Source organism: Bradyrhizobium acaciae (assembly GCF_020889785.1).
In the GTDB taxonomy this organism is placed as follows: Bacteria; Pseudomonadota; Alphaproteobacteria; order Rhizobiales; family Xanthobacteraceae; genus Bradyrhizobium; species Bradyrhizobium acaciae.
Genome location: NZ_JACMYK010000175.1, coordinates 1 through 13,589 on the forward strand (window position 1 = coordinate 1; position 13,589 = coordinate 13,589).

The following is a 13,589-nucleotide window of genomic DNA, read 5'->3' on the forward strand; positions in this document are numbered from 1 at the left end:
TAGGTCTTTCTCCGGCATCGGTGTCGCTCCGTGTGGGTTGATCTTTACCCACAACAGGGACCCTACAATCTCGTTCCTATCTGTCCTGGTTCACGCGCGGACTTGCGACTGCGCAGCTTTGACGCAACGCTCGCGAGGAACGAAGCGTCGGAGCACCCGTTGGACGATCTCATCTTTCAATGGAGAACCGCGATGGATTGGAATCGTGTCGAAGGCAACTGGAAGCAGATGAAGGGTAAGGTCAAGGAGCAGTGGGGCAAGCTGACCGATGACGACCTCGATGTGATCGCCGGCAAGCAGGACCAGCTCGAAGGCCGTTTGCAGCAGCGTTACGGCTATGCCAAGGATCAAGCCACGAAGGAAGTGAATGACTGGTACGGCCGCCAGAAATGGTGACCGCTACGCATTCCAGGGCCCCGCTTGAGCGGGGCCCTTTGCTTTGCGCCGCTTGGAACAGGGGCGAATGCGAAACGTTTGAAAGATGCCGTCATCGCCTCAAGCAAGGGCATCCATGCCGATCACGGTGCGACCGACCCAGCCGGATATTGCCATTGCGCGCGTTATCGCGCGCAACACGACCCCGCCAACAGAACGCGCCGCCTCAATCCTGACATGGGCGGCGGACGAGCATGTCGTCTGCGCCCTGGCACTTGGATGGTGGCTATGGTGTCGGAGCAAGCCAGAGCCGCGACGCCTGGCGAGTGACCATCTTCTGGTCACGGCGTTGGCCGCATCGCTGGTTCCGCACCTGCTCAAACGGGTATTCAACCAGAAGCGGCCGGACCGGCTCACCGTCCTTGGTCATCTGCACGGCGTTCCAATCTCGGGCAAAGCTGACGACTCGTTTCCGTCGGGACATGCAATTCAGGTCGGCGCCATCAGTTCGGCAGCGAGCCAGCTTCCGGAGGGCGAGCGCGGGATCGTCCGAGCGCTCGGCGCTTGCCTGATGTCAACCCGCGTTCTGTTGCTGGCGCATTGGGCGAGTGACGTTGTCGTGGGATCGGCGATCGGGGTGGTACTCGAGCGGCTGATCCGATGCGTCACAGGGTACGGGCGGCAGGATCAGGTCTGAGGCGATGCGTTAGCTTAGGTCCGGGTCGCAAAATCCATCAGGCCGAGCGAGAACGAAGCGACGGGATAGCCGCCGGTGATCGTGGCCACGCCCATATCCGTAATTCGCATAAGGTATATTATGGAATATTTATAGGCGATGTTTCACTTAGCATACCCAGCCACAAAATACAACCACGTCAAGGTATTAGGAGCCAAATCCCGGCCACGATGAGCCCGACAAAGATCGTCCATGGCACGGCTAGGCTTGGCAGGTCACCGCCGCGAAGGGCCGCAGACAGCGTTCCGGGGAGCCAAAAGAGAACGATAAACAGCTTGGGCTGAACCCCCCGCTGATGTCTGATGTAACTGGGCTGGCTATCGAGCGGCCTCAGAGCATCACGCCCGACATACCAAGCGCCTGTGAGCAGGTAGGCGAGTATTATGACGGCCACTACCCTCATTTCATGCCCTTTGCCTTCCTAGGCTTCACCACGGCCTTGAACGCCTTCTCCGCTCCCTTCTCAGTCTCATCCGCTTCAGCGGCCTTGGCGGCCTCTAGGAAGCGCCGAGACTGTTCTGGGTCGTCTTGCTTATGTTCGGTTTTCGCAGGTCTAGCTGCGGACTTCTTGCCTGTGGTTTGCATACCGTGAGCCTTTGACCACCAACGTTGCCGGATAGCTGCAACAGTCCTAGGGATTTTCCGCCAGTCTTGCCGCCATCAAAGGTGTGGAATTCGTTCACTCGACTGAGAACGCCGGTAGCCAAATGGATGGCGTCCGGGACGGAAAGCGTTTTGCCTCCGAACTCTGTCGTCCGCTGCATGTAATAGTCGCGAAGATCGTGCGCCATCTTCGCGACTTTGATGTCCATGCCAACGCGAATGACGCGCTTCATCAGGCCTTCCATGAGGCTTTTCATGCCCGCAGGAAGTCTACTTTCAAGCACTTCAGTTATTGTCAGAACGGAAGTGACAATCTTCGCGTCACGACGCTTCACGCGTTCGATGACTTCGCGAACACCGTCCATATCTCCGGTCTGGCGTTCCTCGTCCTTAATCCAAGCCAGAAAAAGGCACGAACCCAGTAGTAGACCGGCTCAGTACCAGCCATCGCGAAGCTCCCGAATGAAAGCTTCGCTGCTCAGTTCGCCAGTGGCATCCGGAGCCATGCCGCGAACGTCATCCCAATCTGGCAACTCGGATTCGGGCGGGAACGCCTCGATCTGAGTTACCTGTACCTGGTGTGGATACGTAGCACCGCTCCGATAATGCAGCGTGCCGTACACCTCGACTTTTCGTCCGACCGCAGAAACGGCGTCATCATACAAAGCGGACGGGAAGCTACAGCTGATCTTGCGTGGCCCGATTTCAGGGTAAACGTAAAAGACATTCGCGCCATCGTGCAGGTTTATCTGCTCCAGCATGCCTTCAATCGCGCCAACGCACTCCTCGTCAACCGCTAGCGCGGCATCGACCTTGGAAGCAATCTTGGGCGTTAGATCAAGGCGATGATCGTTAAAAAGCAGCGTGACGTTAGCCACGGATTTTCCTACGGGCTTGGCAAGGCCGCGAATATCGTCCAGCAAATCGGCATCCAGTCCGGAAAGATCATCTCCATTTTCGAGCGCATGACTTACGCGGCCCAAGCTCTCAACGATGGCGTGGCCAACATACGGAAGCTTAGGAAGTGCCTGCGGCTCTAGAACAACCCGCACAGGGCTTGCGTAAGAAAGCTCTGCGATCTTGTAGACCGTAGCTTGCTTGCCTGCATTGGCTTCGCGATCCAGCTTCGTGATAGTCGCATTTAGCTTTTGAAGCTGGTTCATGAACGCGCCAAGGCGCACTTGCCCGTTGTCCTCGGGCAAGCCCTCAATAATCAAGGTGATCCGGTCGTCGTCAGCCATAAACCGCACCACAATGCGATAGGGTTGAAGGGACTCTACTCTGCGAATGAGTCCCGGTACATAAGCCTTTTGCCTGCCATGCCCTGAATGGCCATGGCGCTGCGCTGCACATCATCAATGCCGAGTGCGACACGCGTGTTCTGCCTGAAATCAAATTCAGCCAGATAGCGGTCAAGATGTTTCTTATCGACATGATGATAGATGCCGACAAGGCCGCGCTTCAGCACAGAAAAGAAGCCCTCCAAGGTATTGGTGTGCGCGACGCCGCGCACCCATTCAAACTTGGAATGATCCACCGCCTGATGGTCCGCGACCGGCGCAAACTTGTATTGCTGAGCCTGATCCGTGACGAGCGTGCTATCCGGATGAACATGCTCCCGAACCAAATGGACGGCAGAGCGATGATCCAGCGTCTTAGCGAATATCGCCGCCGCGCTCTACCAAGCTCATCACAACCGGATTGTGGATCTTGCGGCGGAAGCCTTCCGGACGTTTCGTCTTGCGGGAACGCGCCAGTTCGGTTTCGTCGGCCTCGACGATCCTGCCAAGGCCGCCAAGCTGCTCAGGCGCGCCGGGAGCCATTGCGTGACGAATGCGGTGGCCAAGGTGCCAAGCCGTCTTCATGCCGCAGCCGAGGATGCGCTGAAGCTGGCGGGTGCTGCTGCCTTTCTTGGAACTGCAAAGCAGGTGGATGGCCTGAAGCCACAGACGCAGCGGCAGGTGGCTGTCCTCAAAGATCGTCCCAATGCGGACCGTGAACGGCTTACGGCAGGCGTAGCACTTGCGCAGACCAACGCGCGTGGTCTTGCCCTGAAGGCGGCCGATCTTGCTGCTATCGGCGTTCTCGCAGTGCGGGCAGACGGGACCGTTCGGCCAAAGCTCCGCTTCGACGTAAGCGAAGGCCGCTTCTTCGTTATGAAATCTGGCGTCGGAAAGAACAGACTTGGCCATGGCTTAGCTCCAATACCGAAGATTCTAGATATTGGGCGTGGGTATGTCAAGTGAAGCACCGCCTATTTATATCTGCAATTAGATCAGATATTTAGTGGGAAATCTTCGTACTGGCCCGTAACTCGGCGTCTGTCCGAGGCTCGCCCGATCGTGCATTCGGCTGGTGCGAATTCCACGGCGATCCACGCACAGACCTCTCGTCAGAAAGCCGATATTGCCGCGGCGTACGGACGCTGCAATAAGCGCGGCCTGCGCCGAGATCGCTGGTGACCCCGCGGCATCAGGTCCGTATAGGATGGCATCTCAGAACAACAACAAGCCTCTCGAGGGAGCAAACCCAATGAGCTTTTCACGACGCACGCTGCTGAAGGTCTCCGCCGCTTCCGCCGTCATGGGCGGGATTGGCGCGCCGTATGTGGCGCGCGCCCAGTCGGCCGAGTTCTCTTACAAGTTCGCCAACAACCTGCCGGAGTCGCATCCGCTGGTGGCTCGCGCCCGGGAGATGTCCGCGGCGATCAAGACCGAGACCAACGGCCGGTTCGACCTTCAGGTGTTCCCGAACAACCAGCTCGGCTCGGATACCGACGTGCTGAGCCAGGTGCGCTCCGGCGGTGTCGAGTTCTTCACGCTGTCCGGCCTGATCCTGGCGACCCTGGTGCCGGCGGCTTCGATCAACGGCATCGGCTTCGCGTTCCCGGATTATCCCACGGTCTGGAAGGCCATGGACGGCGACCTCGGCGCCTATGTCCGTGGTGAGATCAAAAAGGCCGGCCTCGAGGTCATGGACAAGATCTGGGACAACGGATTCCGCCAGACCACGTCCTCGACCAAGCCGATCAACGGGCCCGACGACCTCAAGGGTTTCAAGATCCGCGTGCCGGTATCGCCGCTCTGGACCTCGATGTTCAAGGCGTTCGACGCCTCGCCCGCCTCGATCAATTTCAGCGAGGTCTATTCGGCGCTGCAGACCAAGATCGTCGAAGGCCAGGAAAACCCGCTGGCGCTGATCTCGACGGCGAAGCTGTATGAAGTCCAGAAGTATTGCTCGCTCACCAACCACATGTGGGACGGCTTCTGGTTCCTGATGAACCGCAGAGCCTGGGCGGCCTTGCCGGACGATATCAAGACCATCGTCGCCAAGCACGTCAACGCGGCGGCCGTCAAGGAACGCGAAGACACCGAGAAGCTGAATGCGACCGTCAAGCAGGAGCTCGCGGGCAAGGGTCTCGTGTTCAACCAGCCCGAGGTTGGGCCGTTCCGCGACAAGCTGCGCACCGCGGGCTTCTACGCCGAATGGAAGGGCAAGTACGGCGAGAAGGCCTGGGACCTGCTCGAGAAGTCCGTCGGCAAACTGTCCTGAACAGTCAAGCGGGAGGCTGGCCAGCGGGAGATTTGCTATGGCTCATGTCGAGATGACGCCGGCCGTGGCCGGCGAGGCGGCGTCACTGCCCCCTCGCCGCCGCTCTGTTCTCGGTTCCGTCGACGCTGCGCTCGGATGGCTGGTCGAAATCCCGGCGGCGATCCTGGTCGTCGCCGAGGTCGTCATCCTGTTCGCGGGCGTGGTGGCGCGCTACGTGCTGCACACGCCGCTAATCTGGTCCGACGAGCTGGCGTCGATCCTGTTCCTGTGGCTTGCCATGCTGGGATCGGTGGTCGCGCTCCGCCGCGGCGAGCACATGCGGATGACCGCGCTGGTCGCAAGCGCCGGCCCGCGGCTCTGGGCCTATCTCGACGTCGTCGCGACCTGCGCCGCGCTGGCGTTCCTGATCCTGATCGTGCGGCCGGCCTATGAATACGCCTATGAAGAGAGCTTCATCACCACGCCGGCGCTGCAGATCTCCAATACCTGGCGCGCGGCGGCGCTGCCGGTCGGCACCTGCCTGATGGCGCTGTTCGCGCTGCTGCGGCTGGCGCGGGTCGGCAGTTTCAAGACCTTCCTGCTGGCTGCGCTCACCGTGGCCGCCTTGATCGGCGTGTTCTGGCTGGCGCAGCCGATGCTGCGGCCGCTCGGCAACCTCAATCTGATCATCTTCTTCGTCGGCGTGGTCGGCTTCTGCGTGTTCGCAGGCGTGCCGATCGGCTTTGCCTTCGGCATGGCGATCTTCGGCTATCTGGCGCTGACCACGCGGACGCCGCTGATGGTGCTGGTCGGGCGGATGGACGAGGGCATGAGCCATCTGATCCTGCTGTCGGTGCCGTTGTTCGTCTTCCTCGGCCTGCTGATCGAGATGACCGGCATGGCGCGCGCGATGGTCGCGTTCCTGGCGAGCCTGCTCGGGCACGTCCGCGGCGGCCTGCATTACGTGCTGGTCGGCGCCATGTATCTGGTCTCCGGCATCTCCGGATCGAAGGCCGCAGACATGGCCGCGGTCGCACCGGTGCTGTTCCCGGAAATGAAGGAGCGCGGCGCCAAGCCGGGCGATCTGGTCGCCCTGCTCGCCGCCACCGGCGCGCAGACCGAAACCATTCCGCCGAGCCTCGTCTTGATCACCATCGGCTCGGTGACCGGCGTCTCGATCTCGGCGCTGTTCACCGGCGGCCTGCTGCCGGGCGTGGTGCTGGCGATCACCCTGTCGGCGCTGGTGTGGTGGCGCTACCGCGGCGAGGACCTCAGCCATGTCCAGCGCGCCACAGGCAGCGAGATCGGCAAGGCGTTCGTCTTCGCCCTGCCCGCATTGGCCCTGCCCTTCGTGATCCGCTACGCCGTGGTCGAAGGCATCGCCACCGCCACCGAGGTCTCGACCATCGGCATCGTCTACGCCTTCGTCATCGGCCTGTTGATCTACCGCAAGTTCAATTGGCGGCGGCTCGTGCCGATGCTGATCGACACGGCGTGCCTGTCGGGAGCGATCCTGTTCATCATCGGCACCGCCACCGGCATGGCCTGGGGCCTGACCCAGTCCGGCTTCTCGCGGGCGCTGGCGGCGTCGATGGCGGGTTTGCCCGGCGGGTCGGCGAGCTTCATCGCGGTATCGATCCTGGCTTTCGTGATCCTCGGCAGCGTGCTCGAGGGCATTCCGGCGATCGTGCTGTTCGGGCCGCTGCTGTTTCCGATTGCGCGCCAGGTCGGCGTCCACGAGGTGCACTACGCCATGATCATCATCCTGGCGATGGGCATCGGACTGTTCGCGCCGCCGTTCGGGGTCGGCTACTATGCCGCCTGCGCCATCGGGCGCGTCGATCCGGCCGAGGGTATCCGGCCGATCTGGGGGTACATGCTGGCGCTGTTGATCGGCCTGATCATCGTTGCCATCTTTCCCTGGATATCGATCGGTTTCCTTTAAAGCACCTTGCGGATGGGATAGAGCCATGAGTGCAGCTCAAAACCAGTATTCGATCGGGCTGGACAAGACGCCCGCCAACTACGTGCCGCTGACGCCGCTGAGCTTCCTGGCGCGCTCGGCGACCGTGTATCCCGACCACGTCAGCGCGGTCTATGAGGGCCGCAGCTTCACCTGGAAACAGACCTACGAGCGCTGCAAGCGCTTCGCGTCCTATCTTGCGGGCCGCGGCATCGGCCACGGCGACACGGTCGCGGCGATGCTGCCGAACATCCCGGCGATGAACGAGCTGCACTTCGCGGTGCCGATGACCGGCGCGGTGCTCAACGCGCTGAATATCCGCCTCGACGCGGCGTCGATCGCATTCCAGCTCGATCATGGCGGTGCGCAGATCATCCTGGTCGATCCCGAATTCTCAGGCGTGATCGCGGAAGCGCTGACGCTGATGAAGGGCGCAAAACCGTTCGTGATCGACGTCGATGACGCGGCGTTTGGCGCCGGCAAACGGATCGGCGAGATCGAATATGAAGCGGCGGTCGCCGCAGGCGATCCGGCGTTCGCCGAGCGGCCGCCGGCCGACGAATGGGATGCGATCGCGCTGAGCTACACCTCCGGCACCACGGGCAACCCGAAGGGCGTGGTGACCCATCACCGCGGCGCCTATCTCAACGCGGTGAGCAACATCCTCGCCGGCAATCTCGGCCAGCACCCGGTCTATCTCTGGACCTTGCCGATGTTCCACTGCAACGGCTGGTGCTTCCCCTGGACGATCGCAGCGACCGCCGGCGTCAATGTCTGCCTGCGCAAGGTCGATCCGACCAAGATCTTCGAGCTGATCCCCAAGCACGGCGTCACCCACATGTGCGGCGCGCCGATCGTCTACAACACGCTGATCAATGCGCCCGATGCACCGACGGGCGGCAAGGCAAAGTCCGTCACAGGCCTGATCGCGGGCGCGGCGCCGCCGGTAGCGGTGCTGGAGGGCGCCGAGCGCATCGGCATCAGGCTGACCCACGTCTACGGGCTGACCGAGGTCTATGGCCCCGCCTCGGTCTGCGCCGAGCAGCCCGGCTGGGATGAACTGTCAGCCGATGCGCGCGCGCAGCTGAAACGGCGCCAGGGCGTAGCCTACCCGTTGCAGGAAGGCGTCACCGTGCTCGATCCCGAGACCATGCGTGAGGTGCCGCGCGACGGCGAGACCATCGGCGAAGTCATGTTCCGCGGCAACATCGTGATGAAGGGCTATCTGAAGAACGAGAAGGCGACGCAGGAAGCGTTCGCCGGTGGCTGGTTTCACACCGGCGATCTCGGCGTGCTCGACGAGCACGGCTACGTCATCATCAAGGACCGCTCCAAGGACATCATCATCTCCGGCGGCGAGAACGTCTCGTCGGTCGAGGTCGAGGACATCCTCTACAAGCACCCGGCCGTGCTGTTCGCGGCTGTGGTCGCCAAGCCGGATCCGAAATGGGGCGAAGTGCCCTGCGCCTTCCTCGAGTTGAAGGACGGCGCCAAGGCGACCGAGGCCGAGATCATCGCCTATTGCCGCGAGTACATGTCGGGCTTCAAGACGCCGAAATCCGTGGTGTTCGGCGTGATCCCGAAGACATCCACGGGCAAGATCCAGAAATTCCTGCTGCGCAACCAGGTCGGATCGGCCAAGGCGATCTCGGCCTGACGGCGCCACATACCCGCTGACGTCCCGGGCTTGACCCGGGACCCATAACCACCAATGCCGATTGTGTTGCAACGCTGGAGCGACAGCTTACTTCAACCACGATGCCCTGTGGTTATGGGTCCCTGCTTTCGCAGGGACGACAGCGAGCATGTGGCGCCGGCTCAGCCATCGGCCAGACGGCCGAGCAGATCATAGAGCTGCTTCCTCTCGTTCGCCTTGAGCGGCACCAGCGTCGTCGCGGTGCATGCGATCTCGATCGGGATCAACTGCTCGACCAGGGCTGTGCCGGCCGCGGTCAGATCGATCAGGATCAGCCGCTTGTCGGTCGGGTCGCGCCGGGTCGCAACCAGCCGGCGCTTCTTCAGCCGCAGCACGACGTCGCGGATGTTGGCGGGCTCCATCGCAACCAGCCGGCCGAGCAGGTTCTGCGACAGCGCACCGCGCTCGTAGAGCCGAGCCAGCGTGGCATATTGCGGGGCAGTCAGGTCGTAGGAGCCGATCCGGTCGACCAGGTTGGACGAGGCACGCTGATACGCCCGGCGCAGCAGGAAGCCGACCTGGTCCTCCAGCCTGTAATCCGATGTGAGGCGCCTGACCGGCGACTCTGTCTTAGTCGACGTTCTCGGCATCGCGGTACATCACCTTGTGGCGCGTGGTCGAAACCCATTCGTCGATCTGGGCTTCGGTCATGAAGTGCGAGGCGTCGAACCTGTTCCGGTTGCTGATCTCGGAAAGGCTCTTCTTCCAGCGCTTGTATGGCGGCTTCGCGGGCGGACCGAAGCACATGATGTCGAGCACGGACAGTTCCTCGGGGATACCGAGCAGCGGCTTCATCGCCTGCTGGGCCTTCTCCTGCCCGATCGCGGTCACCCACCAGACGTTATAGCCGAGCGCAGCGGCCGCAAGATGCGCCGACATCGTCGCGGCGGCCACGCTCTGCAACAGGATGCGCTCGGCATTCTCCTTGTACATCTTGTCGAGCTCGGAGCCGTCGTTGAGCACGGGAAACGCCTTGACCCAGCGGAAGTCGCTGGCGACGACGATGAAGCCGGGGGCCGACGCGAGGCCGCGATAATCGGGTGTCGGAAACTTCATCTTGAGCCGGGCGCGCGCGACCTGCTCCTCGCGGAAATACTCGGTAATCCGGTTCTTGAGATCCTGATCGGTGACGGCAATGAAGTGCCACGGCTGCGCATTGGCGCCCGACGGCGCGTGGCGCGCCGCCTCCAGGATCATGTCGTAATGCTCCCACGGCATCGCGTAGCTGGAGTCGAACGCCCGGGTCGTCAACCGGTTCTTCACGACGTCCATCAGCGCGTCATATCGCGTGCGGTCGATGTAATCATGCGCTGCCACAGCTTCCGCCATTGAGGCCTCCCGATATCGTTATGATCATAACGATATCGACACTGCGCAAAAGGTCAATGCCCGACTGCGATGTCTGGCCATCATCTTGGCGCGTGGAACCGCGCGCGTCCGGTAGACGCGAAGTCCGACCAGTTCAGGACTATTTGAGTTTCAGCCTACCCGATCGAGCGTCAGCCGCATGCCGTCATAGGCCGGGATCACGCCGGCTGGCAGGTTCTGCCGCAGCACCTCGTAATCGAGGTCGGAGTGCATGTTGGTGATGACCGCACGCTTCGGCTTGAAGCGGTCGATCCATGACAGCGCATCGGCGACGCTGAAATGGCTGGGATGCGGCGCATAGCGCAAGCCGTCGACGATCCAGAGATCGAGGCCCTCAAGCGCCGACCAACTCTCCTTGGGAATGTCGTGCAGATCGGGCGTGTAGGCGGCGTCGCCGATCCGGTAGCCGAGCGCCGGAATCCGGCCATGCTGCACCAGGAAGGCCTCGAGCTTCAGCGGACCGCCCTTCCCTGTGACCGTGTGGCTCTCGCCCGCCTCGATCGAATGCCGGGTCAGGATCGGCGGGTAGTCGCTGCCCTCCGGCGAGATGAAGCAATAGGAGAACCGCGCCATGATGTCCTTGGCGGTCGACTGGTTGAAGTAGACCGGGATGCGGCGGCGCTGGTGCAGCACGACCGAGCGGAGATCGTCGATGCCATGGGTCTGGTCGGCGTGCTCGTGGGTCAGGAACACCGCGTCGATATGCTCGACGTTACTGTCGATCAGCTGCTCGCGCAGGTCGGGCGCCGTATCGATCACGACGCGGGTCGTGCCGTGCTCCATGGTCCGCTCGGCCATGATCGAACAGCGGCGGCGACGGTTCTTGGGATTGGTGGGATCGCAGGCGCCCCAGCCGAGCGCCGGGCGCGGCACGCCGGCAGATGAGCCGCAGCCCAGAATGGTCAGTGTCAGCGTCATGCAGCAACCTTCGGCGCCGGCACCTTGGAGAACAGCCGGAAGAAGTTTTCAGTGGTCTGCCGCGAGATCTCCTCGAGCGAGACGCCGCGCGTTTCGGCGAGCACCTTGGCGACCTCGACGACGTAAGCCGGCTCGTTGCGCTTGCCGCGGAATTTGCCGGGCGCAAGATACGGCGCATCGGTCTCGACCATGATGCGGTCGGCCGGCAGCTCGGCCGCGAGCGCACGCAGCGCTTCGGACTTCTTGAAGGTCAGGATGCCCGTGAACGAGATCGACAGCCCGAGCGCGATCGCCTTCATCGCGAGCTCGCGCCCGCCGGTGTAGCAATGCAGGACCGCCTTGAACGGGCCCTTCGCGACTTCGTCCTCCAGGATGCGGCCGCAATCCTCGTCGGCCTCCCTGGTATGGATCACGAGCGGCAAGCCGGTTTCGCGGGCAGCCGCGATGTGCGCGCGAAAGCCGCGTTCCTGCGCTTCGCGCGAGCCGTGCTCATAGAAATAGTCGAGCCCGGCCTCGCCGAGCGCCACGACCTTCGGGTGCCTGGTCAGCTCGATCAGTTCGCTGGCGGCAATACCATCCTCTTCATCGGCGTGATGCGGATGGGTGCCGACCGAACAATAGACGTCCGGAAAGCGCTCCGTGATCGCAAGCAGGCCGCCGAGCCGCTTTACGCGGGTCGAGATCGTGACCATGCGACTGACGCCGGCCGCTTCGGCGCGTCCGACGATCGCGTCGAGATCGTCCGCAAAATCGGGAAAATCCAGATGGCAGTGACTGTCGACCAGCATGAATTTCGAACCGCTCATTCGGTCTTCGGTTCCACGTAACGCGGAAACACGCCGACCGGCGCCGGCAGAACCGTGCCCGGCTTGATCCGCTCGGCGATCGCCGTGAAGTTGCGGGCATCCGCGGATATGCCGAGGCTGTCGAGCATCTTGCCACAGGACTCGGGCATCACGGCCTGCGCCATGATCGCGATCTGCCGCACGACTTCGGCGGTGACATAGAGCACCGTCTTCTGGCGCGCCGGATCGGTCTTGGCCAAGGCCCACGGCGCCTCACCCGCGAAATAACGGTTGGCTTCGGCCACCGCCGCCCAGACCGTGTTGAGCCATTGATGGATCTGTTGCGTCGCCATCGCGGTCCGCGAGGTCTCCAGCATGGCGTCGGCCTGCGCCAGGATCGCCTTGTCGTTGTCGCTGAATTCGCCGGGCTCCGGCAGCACGCCGCCGAGCTGCTTGGCGATCATCGAGAGCGAGCGCTGCGCCAGATTGCCGAAATCATTGGCGAGGTCGGCATTGATGCGCGCGACGATGGCCTCGTGGTTGTAGTTGCCGTCCTGGCCGAACGGCACCTCGCGCAGGAAGAAGTAGCGGACCTGGTCGACGCCGTACTGGTTGGCGAGATTGAAGGGATCGACCACGTTGCCGACCGACTTCGACATCTTCTCGCCCCTGTTGAACAGGAAGCCGTGGGCATAGACCCGCCGCTGCAAGGGGATGCCGGCCGACATCAGGAAGGCCGGCCAGTACACCGCGTGGAAACGGATGATGTCCTTGCCGATGATGTGCACATCGGCCGGCCAGTAGCGCCAGCGCGCGTCGTTCTCGTCGGGATAGCCGACGCCGGTGATGTAGTTGGTCAGCGCGTCGACCCAGACATACATCACGTGCTCTGGATCATTGGGGACCTTGACGCCCCAGTCGAAGGTGGTGCGCGAGATCGAGAGGTCCTTCAGCCCGCCCCGCACGAAGCTCATCACCTCGTTGCGCCGCGAGTCCGGGCCGATGAAATCGGGCTGGCTCTCGTAGAGTTGCAGGAGCTTGTCCTGATAGGCCGAGAGCTTGAAGAAATAGCTCTTCTCCTCGACCCACTCCACCGGTGTGCCCTGTGGACCGCGGCGGACATTGTCCTCGCCGACCGTGGTCTCATCCTCGGCGTAATAGGCCTCGTCGCGCACCGAGTACCAGCCGGCATAGGCGTCGATATAGATGTCGCCATTGTCCTGCATACGGCGCCAGATTTCCTGCACCGACTTGTGGTGCGCGGGCTCCGAGGTGCGGATGAAACGGTCGAATGAGACATTGAGCCGCTCGTCCATCTCCTTGAACCGCGCGGCGTTGCGGGTCGCGAGTTCGTGCGGCGTCATCCCCTCGCCCTGCGCGGTCTGGATCATCTTTTGGCCGTGCTCGTCGGTGCCGGTCAGGAAGAACACATCCTTGCCGTCGAGCCGCTGGAAGCGCGCCAACGCGTCGGTCGCGATCGCCTCATAGGCGTGACCGATATGCGGCTGACCGTTCGGATATGCGATCGCGGTCGTGATGTAATAGACATTGCCGCGATCCGCGGCGGGCGCCGGGACGGCTGCGGATGCAGGAGCCGCTGCCGCGGGCTTGGGC

12 protein-coding genes and 1 pseudogene are annotated in these 13,589 nt (G+C 62.6%); 5 read left to right on the top strand and 8 right to left on the bottom strand.

Annotated features, from left to right (window positions below):
- Positions 1–192: 192 nt before the first annotated feature.
- Together H8A92_RS36020 and H8A92_RS36025 are read left to right on the top strand one after the other, a co-directional pair.
- Positions 193–396 carry a CsbD family protein gene (locus H8A92_RS36020; RefSeq protein WP_050630357.1) on the top strand — a complete coding sequence of 68 codons (204 nt, stop codon included), beginning with the start codon at positions 193–195 and terminating at the stop codon, positions 394–396.
- A 115-nt stretch (positions 397–511) separates the two neighbouring features.
- The gene (locus H8A92_RS36025; protein ID WP_229200058.1) at positions 512–1,072 is read left to right on the top strand and encodes a phosphatase PAP2 family protein; all 561 of its coding nucleotides are present in this window, start codon (positions 512–514) and stop codon (positions 1,070–1,072) included.
- A 536-nt stretch (positions 1,073–1,608) separates the two neighbouring features.
- Here the strand turns inward: H8A92_RS36025 and H8A92_RS36030 are convergent.
- The 3 genes and pseudogenes from H8A92_RS36030 to H8A92_RS36040 all read right to left on the bottom strand — a co-directional run bounded on the left by H8A92_RS36030 (position 1,609) and on the right by H8A92_RS36040 (position 3,906).
- Positions 1,609–2,079: a type II toxin-antitoxin system VapC family toxin gene (locus H8A92_RS36030; RefSeq protein ID WP_229200059.1), complete on the bottom strand. Its 471-nt coding sequence runs from the start codon at positions 2,077–2,079 to the stop codon at positions 1,609–1,611.
- A gap of 69 nt (positions 2,080–2,148) precedes the next feature.
- Positions 2,149–2,955, bottom strand: coding sequence for a hypothetical protein (locus H8A92_RS36035; protein ID WP_229200060.1), 807 nt, complete (start codon positions 2,953–2,955; stop codon positions 2,149–2,151).
- A 35-nt stretch (positions 2,956–2,990) separates the two neighbouring features.
- Positions 2,991–3,906, bottom strand: a pseudogene (locus tag H8A92_RS36040) (IS1595 family transposase).
- A 340-nt stretch (positions 3,907–4,246) separates the two neighbouring features.
- On the opposite strand from H8A92_RS36040, the gene H8A92_RS36045 reads away from it, so the two are divergent.
- Genes H8A92_RS36045 through H8A92_RS36055 form a run of 3 tightly spaced genes read left to right on the top strand, consistent with a single transcriptional unit; the run spans position 4,247 to position 8,865 of the window.
- Positions 4,247–5,266, top strand: coding sequence for a TRAP transporter substrate-binding protein (locus tag H8A92_RS36045; protein WP_229200061.1), 1,020 nt, complete (start codon positions 4,247–4,249; stop codon positions 5,264–5,266).
- Between the two features lie 37 nt (positions 5,267–5,303).
- The gene (locus H8A92_RS36050; RefSeq protein ID WP_229200062.1) at positions 5,304–7,190 is read left to right on the top strand and encodes a TRAP transporter large permease; all 1,887 of its coding nucleotides are present in this window, start codon (positions 5,304–5,306) and stop codon (positions 7,188–7,190) included.
- A gap of 25 nt (positions 7,191–7,215) precedes the next feature.
- A complete protein-coding gene (locus H8A92_RS36055; RefSeq protein ID WP_229200063.1) occupies positions 7,216–8,865 on the top strand; it encodes an acyl-CoA synthetase in 1,650 nt (549 codons plus the stop codon).
- A gap of 161 nt (positions 8,866–9,026) precedes the next feature.
- On the opposite strand, the gene H8A92_RS36060 is transcribed toward H8A92_RS36055, so the two are convergent.
- The 5 genes from H8A92_RS36060 to metG form a co-directional block, all read right to left on the bottom strand.
- A complete protein-coding gene (locus tag H8A92_RS36060) occupies positions 9,027–9,494 on the bottom strand; it encodes a MarR family winged helix-turn-helix transcriptional regulator (RefSeq protein ID WP_229200064.1) in 468 nt (155 codons plus the stop codon).
- A complete protein-coding gene (locus H8A92_RS36065; protein WP_229200065.1) occupies positions 9,475–10,233 on the bottom strand; it encodes a nitroreductase family protein in 759 nt (252 codons plus the stop codon). Before H8A92_RS36065 ends, H8A92_RS36060 begins: the two co-directional genes overlap by 20 nt.
- Before the next feature lie 150 nt (positions 10,234–10,383).
- Entirely contained in the window at positions 10,384–11,190 is an 807-nt protein-coding gene (locus tag H8A92_RS36070; RefSeq protein ID WP_229200066.1) for an MBL fold metallo-hydrolase, read from the bottom strand.
- Positions 11,187–11,978 carry a TatD family hydrolase gene (locus H8A92_RS36075; protein ID WP_229200068.1) on the bottom strand — a complete coding sequence of 264 codons (792 nt, stop codon included), beginning with the start codon at positions 11,976–11,978 and terminating at the stop codon, positions 11,187–11,189. The genes H8A92_RS36070 and H8A92_RS36075 overlap by 4 nt, the downstream gene beginning before the upstream one ends.
- 14 nt (positions 11,979–11,992) lie before the next feature.
- Positions 11,993–13,589 (bottom strand): methionine--tRNA ligase (gene metG, locus H8A92_RS36080; RefSeq protein WP_229200067.1); only part of this gene is annotated, 1,597 nt, incomplete at its 5' end.

Coding starts and splice junctions, on each gene's coding strand:
- H8A92_RS36020 (WP_050630357.1), top strand. CDS start 193: ATGGATTGGAATCGTGTCGAAGGCAACTGGAAGCAGATGAAGGGTAAG.
- H8A92_RS36025 (WP_229200058.1), top strand. CDS start 512: ATGCCGATCACGGTGCGACCGACCCAGCCGGATATTGCCATTGCGCGC.
- H8A92_RS36030 (WP_229200059.1), bottom strand. CDS start 2,079: ATGGACGGTGTTCGCGAAGTCATCGAACGCGTGAAGCGTCGTGACGCG.
- H8A92_RS36035 (WP_229200060.1), bottom strand. CDS start 2,955: ATGGCTGACGACGACCGGATCACCTTGATTATTGAGGGCTTGCCCGAG.
- H8A92_RS36045 (WP_229200061.1), top strand. CDS start 4,247: ATGAGCTTTTCACGACGCACGCTGCTGAAGGTCTCCGCCGCTTCCGCC.
- H8A92_RS36050 (WP_229200062.1), top strand. CDS start 5,304: ATGGCTCATGTCGAGATGACGCCGGCCGTGGCCGGCGAGGCGGCGTCA.
- H8A92_RS36055 (WP_229200063.1), top strand. CDS start 7,216: ATGAGTGCAGCTCAAAACCAGTATTCGATCGGGCTGGACAAGACGCCC.
- H8A92_RS36060 (WP_229200064.1), bottom strand. CDS start 9,494: ATGCCGAGAACGTCGACTAAGACAGAGTCGCCGGTCAGGCGCCTCACA.
- H8A92_RS36065 (WP_229200065.1), bottom strand. CDS start 10,233: ATGGCGGAAGCTGTGGCAGCGCATGATTACATCGACCGCACGCGATAT.
- H8A92_RS36070 (WP_229200066.1), bottom strand. CDS start 11,190: ATGACGCTGACACTGACCATTCTGGGCTGCGGCTCATCTGCCGGCGTG.
- H8A92_RS36075 (WP_229200068.1), bottom strand. CDS start 11,978: ATGCTGGTCGACAGTCACTGCCATCTGGATTTTCCCGATTTTGCGGAC.